This is a genomic window from Pseudomonas sp. F220 (genome assembly GCF_057813935.1).
Map to the genome: position 1 here is coordinate 1 of NZ_JBVASJ010000070.1, position 11,751 is coordinate 11,751.

General features: G+C 53.7%; 9 protein-coding genes and 3 pseudogenes. 7 read left to right on the plus strand and 5 right to left on the minus strand.

Going from position 1 to position 11,751, the window contains the following annotated elements; genetic code table 11:
• Positions 1-771: pseudogene (locus tag ACZYSM_RS28500) on the minus strand (IS30 family transposase); the annotation flags it as partial.
• On the opposite strand from ACZYSM_RS28500, the gene ACZYSM_RS28505 reads away from it, so the two are divergent.
• A complete protein-coding gene (locus ACZYSM_RS28505) occupies positions 751-1,731 on the plus strand; it encodes an IS110 family RNA-guided transposase (RefSeq protein ID WP_489076925.1) in 981 nt (326 codons plus the stop codon). The pseudogene ACZYSM_RS28500 and the gene ACZYSM_RS28505 sit on opposite strands and share 21 nt — an antisense overlap.
• A 13-nt stretch (positions 1,732-1,744) precedes the next feature.
• On the opposite strand, the gene ACZYSM_RS28510 is transcribed toward ACZYSM_RS28505, so the two are convergent.
• Positions 1,745-1,927 carry a hypothetical protein gene (locus ACZYSM_RS28510; RefSeq protein WP_489076927.1) on the minus strand — a complete coding sequence of 61 codons (183 nt, stop codon included), beginning with the start codon at positions 1,925-1,927 and terminating at the stop codon, positions 1,745-1,747.
• 474 nt (positions 1,928-2,401) lie between these two features.
• Between ACZYSM_RS28510 and ACZYSM_RS28515 the strand changes: the two genes are divergently transcribed.
• The 6 genes from ACZYSM_RS28515 to ACZYSM_RS28540 all read left to right on the plus strand — a co-directional run bounded on the left by ACZYSM_RS28515 (position 2,402) and on the right by ACZYSM_RS28540 (position 9,606).
• Positions 2,402-3,151 carry a fimbrial biogenesis chaperone gene (locus ACZYSM_RS28515; RefSeq protein WP_489076929.1) on the plus strand — a complete coding sequence of 250 codons (750 nt, stop codon included), beginning with the start codon at positions 2,402-2,404 and terminating at the stop codon, positions 3,149-3,151.
• 76 nt (positions 3,152-3,227) lie between these two features.
• A complete protein-coding gene (locus tag ACZYSM_RS28520; RefSeq protein ID WP_489076931.1) occupies positions 3,228-5,855 on the plus strand; it encodes a fimbria/pilus outer membrane usher protein in 2,628 nt (875 codons plus the stop codon).
• 10 nt (positions 5,856-5,865) lie between these two features.
• Positions 5,866-6,969 carry a hypothetical protein gene (locus ACZYSM_RS28525; RefSeq protein ID WP_489076934.1) on the plus strand — a complete coding sequence of 368 codons (1,104 nt, stop codon included), beginning with the start codon at positions 5,866-5,868 and terminating at the stop codon, positions 6,967-6,969.
• Positions 6,962-7,657 (plus strand): hypothetical protein, encoded by a 696-nt coding sequence (locus ACZYSM_RS28530; RefSeq protein ID WP_489076936.1) that lies wholly within the window; start codon positions 6,962-6,964, stop codon positions 7,655-7,657. The genes ACZYSM_RS28525 and ACZYSM_RS28530 overlap by 8 nt, the downstream gene beginning before the upstream one ends.
• 167 nt (positions 7,658-7,824) lie before the next feature.
• The gene (locus tag ACZYSM_RS28535; protein WP_489076938.1) at positions 7,825-8,670 is read left to right on the plus strand and encodes a hypothetical protein; all 846 of its coding nucleotides are present in this window, start codon (positions 7,825-7,827) and stop codon (positions 8,668-8,670) included.
• Positions 8,671-8,751: 81 nt separating this feature from the next.
• Entirely contained in the window at positions 8,752-9,606 is an 855-nt protein-coding gene (locus tag ACZYSM_RS28540) for a hypothetical protein (protein ID WP_489076940.1), read from the plus strand.
• A 176-nt stretch (positions 9,607-9,782) separates the two neighbouring features.
• Here ACZYSM_RS28540 and ACZYSM_RS28545 read toward each other — a convergent pair.
• The 3 genes and pseudogenes from ACZYSM_RS28545 to ACZYSM_RS28555 form a co-directional block, all read right to left on the minus strand.
• Positions 9,783-9,985: pseudogene (locus ACZYSM_RS28545) on the minus strand (TatD family hydrolase); the annotation flags it as partial.
• Between the two features lie 278 nt (positions 9,986-10,263).
• A pseudogene (locus ACZYSM_RS28550) lies at positions 10,264-10,671 on the minus strand (IS30 family transposase); the annotation flags it as partial.
• On the minus strand, positions 10,665-10,901 hold the full coding sequence (locus tag ACZYSM_RS28555; protein WP_489076942.1) for a helix-turn-helix domain-containing protein: 237 nt from the start codon (positions 10,899-10,901) through the stop codon (positions 10,665-10,667). The pseudogene ACZYSM_RS28550 and the gene ACZYSM_RS28555, both read right to left, overlap by 7 nt.
• Between the last annotated feature and the right edge of the window lie 850 nt (positions 10,902-11,751).

An 11,751-nucleotide genomic window follows, 5' to 3' on the forward strand; every position in this document is an offset into this window, starting at 1 on the left:
TTCAGCAGTGATGGCGCCATCCGCGACATCTCTCGGATAATGGCTTGAGCAGCTGCATCGGCAGTCGGTGCGTCGAGTTTTGCCAAAATCACGTAACTGTCAGTACCGGTGCAAAACTGACCCACCGGGGGGTCAGTTTTCAACCGGTGTTGACACGTAACGGCTGGTGCGCTCAACCATCGTGGCGACAGCTGAGCGGTTATTAGCCCCGATGATCAGGTCGCTTTCCCAGTGCCCTGGAACAAGGCGATCGTCGACCTCCGGTGGACGCAGGTGAATGCTGAGTTCCGCAGGGTAGCGCTCTCGACGTGTGGCACTCTGGGTTCGCGGGCGGCGCTTGCCCTTACCTTGGCGCAAGTAGCTGATGAGCTGGCGCTTCAGCTCCCCTCGCGGATAGGCATAAATAGCCAGGTAGATGGTTTCGTGACTCACATGTCGCTCGGGGTGGTCGGGCCAGATACTGCGTAGTCTGCTGGCAATTTGCTGGGGTGACCAGCCAATGCGCAACATTTCCATGACCACTTGGAACAGCTCAGAGCCAGAGCACAAGCGAGACTGACGGCGCGGTTTGTGACGTAGCACTCGTGCCCTGCTTGCGGCGTGAGCCGAATCGTATTGCCCCAGTTGGCTGTGCCGCCTGATCTCACGACTGATGGTGCTGGGATGACGCCTGAGTAAAACCGCGATAGCTCGCAGAGTAAGTTGTTGAAGCTGCATCACCATGATGGCGACCCGCTCCTCAGTGCTGAGATGTGTGTACTTCGTTGGCATGGCAAGCCATGCAAGTCGAGATTCTTCAGGAAGCCGTGGAGATCGCGCGCTCGCGAAAATGGTGCCAATCGTGCGCCATGTCTGATTGGCATGGAAGCATGCGGTGGTTCACAGCACTGGGCGCGCGAGTTGGTGAGGCAAGGGCACCAAGTCAGGCTGATGCCGGCGCGCTTTGTCAAGGCGTTCAACATAGGTAACAAAAATGATGCGGCGGATGCGAGAGCAATTTGGCTCGCTGTACAGCAACCCTGTAAGGCTGTTGCGGTGAAGACGGAGGGTCAGCAGGCTGTGCTGGCCATGCACCGAATGCGTCAACAACTGGTGAAAGTCCGTACGATGCAGATCAACGCGTTGCGCGGCTTGTTGGCAGAATACGGTGAGGTAATGGGCGCGAGTCGCGCTGCGCTGGACAAGGGTATGCCCGGCGTGTTGGAGCGTCTCTCCGAGCGTCTGCCGGCGATGCTGATCGACACTCTGCGAGAACTGTGGAATGCGCTTTCGAGGCCGGACGAGCAGATCGCGACAATTGAGCGACGCCTGAAAGCTTGGATGAAACAAGACAAAGCGTGCGCGGCCATTGCTGAGATACCTGGAATCGGATTGCTCACGGCCACTGCAGCAGTGGCAACGATGGGAGATGTGAAGGTGTACAGGTCTGGGCGGGAATTCGCCGCATATATCGGATTGGTACCAAAGCAGTCGGGATCAGGCGGCAAAGTCCATTTGCTGGGTATCAGCAAGCGAGGCGACACGTATCTCCGCACATTGCTGATTCACGGGGCACGCAGCGTGCTAGCAAATGCGAAGGATCCCGGTTCATGGGTTGAGCAGATCAGAAAGCGTCGACCGCCAAATGTGGTGATCGTCGCGCTGGCCAATAAGATGGCACGAACAATTTGGGCAGTTCTGGCACACGAGAGGCCGTACGAGAAAGCCTACGTTAGCGAAAAACCGGCTTGACCGGCTACGTGGCTTAGAATATCAGCGTTTTCAGAGGGTGAATCGTCGAAAGGTTGCGCAGGCGTTTGCGTGTGATGTCATGCCCCAGTTGAGTCTCGCAACCAATCTGACTCAGCAGTTTGGAAGTAATGGCTGGTCGGATACTGCCGGCATGCTTGGTTTTAAATACGCTTTTTAAAGGGGCTTCGGCACGCATGCGCTGACCGGACAATCCCTGCTGGTGAGTCAGGGATGGTGCATGGAATAAATATTCTGCTGAAAAGCCGTTTGCCGAATAAAACACCAGTATTATGCGCCGGCGACCTGGTTTTGGGTTTTAGTCCGGCAGGCTCCTTCGCTCACAAACATCCGTTTGCGTACAGTGCTCTGTATGACGTCTCTCTCAGGGTGATTTCAAAGTGCCTGCATGTTCGGTTGTCTGGCTGTGAGATATATGGACTAAGTATGTGAGACGTGACGAGGGGTTTTGTTTGCGTAGATCAAGGATCATGCCGTCCTTAATTAAACTGTAGCTATGATCTGTAGTGGTCTATAGCTGCCTGCGTGAAGTGTCTGAATTGCTGGTTCATTAAGTATTCCGCTCTGCATTTGCGCCGTTCTTGGGCGGGGGTAGTTGTGTGGAATATTAACTGTCGGCTCAAGTGAGCGGGCGGCTGAGGAGTATTATGTAATGAGTTTTTCTCGCCTGTTTTTTTCTGCTGTACTACTTATAGGTGGTGCCGGGCTGACAACAGCTTCCTCAGCTGCCGGTATTTCTCTGGGGGGGACCCGTCTGATTTTTGATGGGGCAAAAAACGCAGCTTCTATATCCGTAAGCAACTCATCGTCAGAGGACGTCTGGCTGATGCGTTTCTGGGTGTCACCTTATGAAGAGCTGGCGGATAAAGATAAACAAAATTTGGCAGAAAAGAAACTATCAGCTCTGTTTATAGTAACTCCGCCACTTTATCGACTTGATCCGCAGGCTGCTGTGCAGTTGCGGGTCAACAAAGTGAGCGATTCTCTACCGTCTGACAAGGAATCTGTTTACTACCTTAACTCCTTGGCCATTCCACCGAAAAAAGGGGAGAAAGGCTATGAGAAGTCTGTGCAAAGCGGGCTTCAGTTTGCGGTTAATACTCGCATCAAGCTGATATACAGGCCTACGTCTTTAAGTGATCGTAGCGCTATTAAGTCACTGCCTGGAAAACTCACAGTCAGTGCTTCAGGCAAAGAGCTCTTGGTAAAAAATCCGACGCCATATTACATCACGCTGGTGCAGATATCTGTGGATGGAAAAGCCATTCAAACAGATAAAGATACGATGCTGTCGCCGTTCGGGACGCTGTCGTTGCCTTCGAACGTTGCTCATGGTCAGTTTAGCTATCAGACCGTTGATGATAATGGCGCAAGAACACCGGTCACTGAGAAAACGTTCTGACTGTCTTGTTTTTAGTGCTGATGTTTCTGGAAAAGAACATGAATGTAAGGCTGGAAGAGGTTGCGCGGAGATACCTTTGGATATCCTGCCACAAAATGGTATGAGTAAAGTATCACTGTGCGCGTTAGCCGTAACACTGGTGCTGATGGCGCGAAAGGGATGTGCCGGGCAGTCCCCTCCTGTCGTAAGTCAGGCTGACGATCAGACGATCACCTTCGATAATGATTTTTTGTCAATGCCAGATGGCAAGGCGTCTAGTCATGTTGATCTAAGTTACTTTGCTCATCGCGGTGGAATGATGCCAGGCGATTATCAGGTACAAGTGAAGGTGAATGGCCGGGTGGTTAATGATGGTCTTACGCTCTCCTTCCGTTCCTGGCCGGACAGCCCGGGAAAACTATATGCCTGCGTGAATGCGAACATGTTAAGTGAATGGGGGGTTCAGTCTTCCCGTCAGGATCCAGTCAGTATTAAACAAGGCACCGCAAATCAGAAGGCCGTAAGTGAAAAACAGGGTGCGCTCAATTCTGCAGAGTGTCCTGTGGGTGGGGTAATCGCTCTGGTTCCCTGGTCTTCTGAGCAGTTTGATTACAACAAAAGAATATTGGAGTTGACTGTCCCGCAAGCCTCACTTGCGCCGGCTTCGATGATGCGGACCTCACCATCACGTTGGGATGAGGGCATTCCTGCTCTGTTGCTGAACTACAACTATAACGGCAGCCAGCAGACAAATGAGGGGCAGCAAGCAGGGAGTGATTTTCTCAGCCTGAACGGGCAACTCAATGTGCTTGGGTGGCGTGTTCACAATGGTTCGTCTTGGCACAAATCAAAGAACGAGGACGGTCAGTGGAACAGTCAAGATCTATACGCCGAGCATGATTACGCCATGATGCGTGGCGGGCAACTGACAGTAGGGCAGGCAACATCAGATGGCAGTGTGGTGGACTCCATTCCCTTTGTTGGCATGAAAATGGAGTCCGACTCAGGGATGTTAAACCCAGAGTTTAATAGTTTTCGGCCAGCTATTACCGGTATTGCGAACTCACCAGCCACGGTGACAGTACGCCAGTACGGTAAGGTGATTTACCAGCAGAACGTTCCCCAGGGGCCCTTTTCTCTGGTTGATTTTAACCGAAGCGGCAATGGCGACGTTGAGGTAGAAGTCCGGGAGGCTGATGGCAGTACGCGACGCTTTAGCATGTCCTCCGTTGTGGCTCCTCAATTAATGAGTAAGGGAGCACTGGGATACAGTATGTCTGCGGGCACCTATCGAGATGGTGGAGGGTATTTATCTCCACAGTTTGTTCAGGGCAATGCGTCATATGGTGTTGGGGCAAGTGTTAGCCTGCTTGCAGGGACTGTACTGTCTGCTGATTACCAAACAGTGTCTGTAGGGGGCGGTTGGTACTCTGGAATGTTAGGTGCGTTTTCGTTGACTTCAGCAATGTCAGCGATGCGGACTTCACCATTGACAGGTAACGATGGCCGTCAGTCAGGTATGTCACATCAGTTCAGTTGGTCAAGGGATCTTGGGGGGGTAGCCATTGGTTTTTCCGCCACTCGGTATGCCTCGCGCAACTATCACACTTTCAGTGACGCGCAACAGATGACGCCAGGCCCGCTGACGGGCGGAACCAGCCAGCGGGCAAGTCATCAGATAAGCCTATCGCGTAGCCTGGGAGGGGCCGGTAGCCTGTCATTGGCCGGAAATCAAACAGAGTATTGGGGCGGCCAGTCAACGCAACGGGGATATACAGCAAACTACAACACCACTGTCCGGGATGTCGGTATCGGGGTGTCGCTCGGATATAACACTTATAGCGGTGGGCGTGGCCTGACGGATAACGGTGACGCAGGGCGTAATGATAAAAGCATCACCGTGAACGTTTCCATTCCGTTGGGGAGATGGTTGGGTGGTAGTAGCGTCTCTGGCAACTATACGTATTCCCGATATAACGGGAAAGCGAACCAGCAGGCAGGCGTGAGCGGTTCTACCCTGGACGACCGGCTGAATTATTCGGTGTCACAGGGCTGGAGTGATTCTCAAAGCAGGAACACTAGCCTGGGTTATAGCGGGCAATACGCTTCGTTTAATGGTGGCTATAACTCTTATGGCAATAATCACGGCTGGACATACGGGATGAGTGGTGCGGTATTGGTTCATCAGCACGGCGTCACATTAGCCAAGCAATTGTCGATGGACGGAGCCAACGCTTTGATTGAAATGCCAGGTATCAGCGGTGTCCGGGTCGGGACTGCGCAAACGGATTGGCGAGGGTATGCAGTAGTTTCCGGGCTGACACCTTATGACCTGAATAAGGTCAATGTGGATATGTCAAACCTTCCTGGAGATGTGGAGCTGGACCGCAGCAGCAAAAACGCGGTCCCCTCGCGCGGCGCCGTCGTCAGGGTGCGCTTCGCAGGCGCCCGGGGATACAGGCTTCTGTTTGAACTGAAGCGTGCCGGTGGTAGAAGCATTCCGTTTGGCGCCGTGGTGTCACTGAAAGCGAAAACACCTGAGGACACGCGACATACGGGCGTCGTCGGGGAAAACGGTCAGGTTTACATGTCCGGCCTGCCGGACAAAGGGAGCATCCAGGTTCAATGGTCTGACAATGATGACGGGAAATGCTCGGCGGATTACATTCTGCCACCGGGACAGAATATGCAGCGCTTGAGCCAGGTAACGGCAATGTGCAGTTGAGGGAAATGTCATGTTGAGAAGACTCCCCTGGATTACAAAAACTGGTGTTCCTGCTGGGTTGGCACTCGTTATTTGCGGCTGTCTGCTGGCTATGAAGCCGGCATTTGCCGTCACCGATACCCTGACTGCACAGAAGACCTCTCCGGTAGCCGTGATATTTGGCGTACGGGCGCTGGCACCACAAACACCGGTAAACAGTCAGGTGGCTTTCGTCTCGCAAGAGGTCAGCTTGCCGGAGGTGGCCTGCAGCGCCTGCGATACCGGGCACACCCGGTGGGAAAGTCGCTGGCTAACTTCCGGGATGACCAAGCTGGCGGATGAGTCTCGTCAGGAAGCGGGATGGTACGTGTTTGCCAGCGGCCTGCAGGGGATTGGCGTGAGCGTAAAAGTCGGTAACGGAAATACGGTGAAGCGGGAAACCAGCGGTGAGGGCGCGCGTCTTGCGACCTCTGGCAGCCTGAGTGTTGGGCTGGTTCGTCTGTCGCAGGATACCGGGGCGGGTCTGGCTGCGCTGCCACCCGCCCAGTTTAAGCGGGTGACGGCTTTTTACGATGGCTCGGGGCGAGAGCTGTACGTGCAGGAAGATACCATCCGGGTCACTGCGGACTTGACGGTACCGACCTGTACTAGCACAGCCAGTAGTCTGATGTTTCAGATGCCGGATATTTCACAGGTCTGGCTTAAGCGAAATGTAACTGTTGGGAGTTACACGGACACGCAGACGTCGTCGCCTCAGTTGGTTGTGGCCAATTGCTCCCAAAACACACAGAACATACGGGTGCGGTTTATTCCCTCCGGCAGTGTTTCGGACTCCTTACTGGGGCCGGATACCATTCTGGTCGGCCGTGATACGGTAACCGGGCAGGATACCGGCGTTGGCTACCTGATGAAGTATGACGCCCAAGGATTTGGTCAGCATTCAGAGGGTGTAGTGCACTGGAGCCGACAGTCACCATTGGTACTGACCAATCCACGTCCGGCGCCGAGTGGTGATGCGCTGACCCAGGGCATAACGGTGTCGCTTCAGGCGTATTACGCCCGGGCGAAAAATGGCAAGGATGTGACGGCGGGGCAGCTCGTGGCGAAAGGCATGTATCAGGTGTCTTATGATTGACTATCCACATTTGGCATTGGCGGCGCTCAGGGTTCAGGACGTAAAGAAAAGAGCCTTCCCAAGACTGGTGCTGTGCCTTGCGATGATTTTAGGGGGCAGGCCTATACCTCCGGTGATGGCGGAAACATTTTTACCGGAGCAAGGCATCACCATTAGTGGAAAGGTGACGGCACCCTCCTGCCAGGCGCACCTGAATAATGACACGCTGAATTTTATTATTGGCAAGCCTCAGGCCGTGACTGGCCAATCACGCAATAGCAACGATGGCAATAAACAAAGCCTTGTGTTGAGTTTAAGTGACTGCGACTTTAATGGTCTGGGGGTGAAATTTAATGCGCAGTCACAGGTTGGTCAACCGGAAAGAGGCGTATTAAGACGAACTTCGGATAATGCTATTAGCACTAATTATTATTATACGATTGGGCCGAATACGTCGCCACAGGAAGGAATGGAAGTATTGTCACTGGCGCAGGATTCACCGGTGATGGTCAACACAAGCGGGAGTGATAAATACTTTAGATTGAATAAGGAAGAATACTGGTTTGATAGGGATGCCACACTCAAAAATGGTGGGAGTCTGAACATACCGTTTAATGTATCAGTGCATCTTGCCGCAGGCCATGAAGGAGACAGTCCCGTCGAGGATTTACTTGATGCCAAATTTACACTCCAGCTGTCCTACCGTTAGTTAGGGGGGCAGGCATCTGGAATGAAATACCACGCCTTATCCTGATGTGTTGGGGCAGGGGCGCGTCACTCTGTTAACAATTTTTTAAGCAATACTTCGTCCGTGTGTTCGTACATGAATATCCGGGGGACAGAAAGCACGAACTTTCAACTTAAAGGAAAACCAATATGCCTGTTTTATCGAAGAAAACTCTATCGGCTCTCGCTCTGTCCGTTGCAGCGGGCATCGGGCTCACGGGGTACGCCGGCGTCGCGAACGCGGCAATCGAGGGCAACACATCCACTGATTTTACCGCAACCGTGCACATCATCTCGGATAACAAGTGCACACTCACCGTCACTCCACCCGATAGCACGTTGTTCGATGCGACGTGGACGCGCACATCCGCAGTGGCTCCTACGACCATCGCTCTCAACAGCCACGTCACGGATCCTATCAAAGTTGTAGCAGCTGGCGGCGCGGCCTGCTCCCTTAATACGATCAAGATTTCTGCGGGCATGCAGGGTATACCTAACCCTAGTGCCATTAATGGCACCGAGAGTCGCAGCCAGCTATACGTGTTTGGTAACAGCGGCGGCGCCTGGGCGATCCTCCCGTCGGTATCGCAGATCCAGCTTTACACCGATGACGCATTCACCACGGCGGGGACGGGGACGGTCACCGGCACCACCGCGTCCGGCCTGGTGAAAGTGCAAAGCGCTAATATCGTCAAAGCAGCTGGAACGTTAGGTACCGATACCTCAACGTTGAATTCGACAGGGTTGTACCTGGCGGATACTTATTTCTCAGGTAACTTCGAGGGGCTTGGGCTTACCGATAATGCCGGCAACGGCGGCAGCGTATCGTTCACCACCGACAAGGCGGCTGAAAACTACAAGTCGGCAAAAATCTTCATCGGCGGAGCGATCAGCTCTGATCCGCTCACCGCTGTAATCGGCGAAGTTGATAAGGACGCCGCGGCAAACGGTGACACGGCTACCATGCCCTTTATGGTAACGATCAGCGAAGGGTAACAGGCTGTTGTGTGCCCGGCAGCGTAGGGCATCACAACACTCTATGAACCTCTATGGAGCAGCGAGCTCAGGTTTGAATTTATGAAAACTAATATGACTTTTTTATCGAAAAGAACTCTCTCGGTTCTCGCACTGTCCGTTGCAGCGGGTATCGGGTTTACGGGATATGCCAGCGTCGCGAGCGCGGCGGTCGAGGGCAACACGGACACTGATTTTACCGCACGCCTGCACGTTGTCTCGGACAATACGTGCACGCTTACTGTCACTCCCCCGGCTAGCACGCGGTTCGATTTTACGTGGACATATCCGGGAGCAAAACCTGCTACCGGGGTCTTAACTTACAACAGCGGCCAAGACAACGGCCCGATACAGGTTGTGGCCGCTGGCGGCCCGACCTGTTCTCTCAACGGCATCAAGATTTCTGGGAGTATGAGCGGCGCGCCTAGCTCTGGTTACACTGATGGCGTTTATCACGCCCAGCAGTATCCGTTCGGTAGCAGCGGCGGCGCTTGGGGTATCCTCCCGATGGTCTCCCGGATCCAGCTTTACACCGATGAGTCATTCACACAGGCGGCGACGGGGGTGGTCAAATACATCTTCCCGGACGGTAAACAGTACTCGCAAACTACCTCCCGCGCCGGCATAGGTGGTAAGTCGTGCTCGAGTGCCTGTAAGGGCAGCGGCATTGGTGGCTCGGGAACCTGGCTATCGGACTTGTATATGTATGGCGTCCTTCTCACTCAAGCCGGTACTAATGACTCCATTTCTATCATTACGGACAATTTGGATGAAACGTACAAATCGGCGAATCTCTTCATCGGCGGGGCCATCGGTAGCGCCCCAATCAACGATGCAACCGGGCAGATCGACGTACTCGCCGCACAAGACGGTGACGCGGCTATGATGCCTTTTACGGTAACGATTACCGAGGGTTAGCGGATGTTGTGATGCCCTGCGGCAGCAGGGCATCACAACCACCTCAAGCGCTTGGGGATTCGGTCACCAGCTGCAGATCAGGTTACCCAAGGTTACCTCATACATTTCGCACGGTGTGGCAAACCTATGACTTGCGCCAGAGCAGAACCTCGTTTTATTAAGGGCCTCCCGTGCAATTACCAGTCGAATAGCTGACAAGCGTTTGCCGTACTGGCTGCCACCAAGGTTGCAGGGCTGATGTGCATGAGTCCTGCCAGTGCCTCGCAGATGGCCGGCAAGTGTTCGGGGCTGTTGCGCTGGCGGGTAAATACGGCGGGGCAATGTCTGGGGGTACCAGCACCACCGATTCCAACGACAACGCCGCGATGACCTTGTGGATAGCGCCTAAGGTCAGGTGGCAGCTATGCCGCCCAGGACCAATTTCCGACAGCGCAAATAACGTCACCAGCTGTGCCGTGTTCTTGGCATAGGTATCTACACAACTCCCGATTTTGATCTATAAAAGGTCTGCATGGACTTCAAATGACTGGGCTAGATGCCCGACTAATCAAACGATACAACGAGTTAGTCATGGGACACAGTAATGGACTACCGAGCTTGGCCGCCGGCATGAAGGGGCGTTGCCGCGAGGGCGGCCTCAGGTTCCAAGTGCAACAGTCAGTTAATGGTATCGAGCTTGTTGCTCGCTGATAGCTGAAGGTAATCAACCAGTACTTCGACCGGAAATTTCCAACCCAGCGTCTGGCGTGGCCGAGTGTTCAGTAAGTCGGCAATTTCGTCCAGCCGTTCCTGGGTGACCAGCGAGAGATCAGTGCCTTTGGGCAAATACTGGCGCAGCAAGCCATTGGTGTTTTCATTACTGCCGCGTTGCCATGGGCTGTGCGGATCTGCAAAGTAAATCTTCATGCCGGTGTGGGCCGTGATTTCGGCGTGACGGGCCATTTCACTGCCTTGGTCATGCGTCATGGTTTTCAGCAGTGATGGCGCCATCCGCGACATCTCTCGGATAATGGCTTGAGCAGCTGCATCGGCAGTCGGTGCGTCGAGTTTTGCCAAAATCACGTAACTGTCAGTACCGGTGCAAAACTGACCCACCGACGTAGCACTCGTGCCCTGCTTGCGGCGTGAGCCGAATCGTATCGCCCCAGTTGGCTGTGCCGCCTGATCTCACGACTGATGGTGCTGGGATGACGCCTGAGTAAAACCGCGATAGCTCGCAGAGTAAGTTGTTGAAGCTGCATCACCATGATGGCGACCCGCTCCTCAGTGCTGAGATGTGTGTACTTCGTTGGCATGGCAACACCTTACATCAGGTGTTGCACTTGGTCCTTGAGACCGCCAACGTTATCGATATTCGAAGCCGCGTTGCAGCGCTGGCTGGATTGTAAAAACGGATTCAAGCAGGCCAGCGAAACACCGGAGCAGAAAAGCAAAATTGCTCACAAGGAAATGTGGCTGCCCCGCACGAGATATCAACGTGCTCAAGAATGATCAACGTTGTAGATATAACGAACTGGTAGAAAAGGCCGGGGATATGGATTTCAAAGTGAAAATGCAGGGGGAACGTTTTTTCTCTGATGGTGGCGTGTCAGAGGTCACGAAGCACATTTAGATCGGCGACGGATTCGCTCAATTATGTGCTGAGGTTATTCGAGATGTTTCACGCCCAGTCGAAGCTGTGCGACCAGATTTTACAACCTCGTTCGTTTGGAAACGCACTACCGGAAAGGCTCGGCGTTGGTTTACCCGTTCGCTGGAGGAAAAGTTCAGCACTACTTGGATCGGCTGGCTGCTACCTATTGGGTGCTATCGGAAGAGAGCAGACGGAGATTGAATAACTCCATCTACTGCTGCCTGATCAAGATCGCAATGCTACCTATCAAGTGCCATAAGATGGTTTTTCGGCTGACTGTCCGGCCGGTTATCGGCCTTCACTTGCCGGCTGAACTGCCATGGCTTTCCTAGGCGATGAGTGAGCAAGTGCACGGTCAGAAGATAGTAATAACGTGTCGATTCAGCGTATCCGATCCATAAAGCACACCTACCGGTAGATGCGCCTTGTGTTTACCGTGGCATCTCTGGCGAGCAGTTCCATGGCAGTAGTGCTTCGTAGTCGGCCACCGACTGCGCATGCGGCAATCGCTC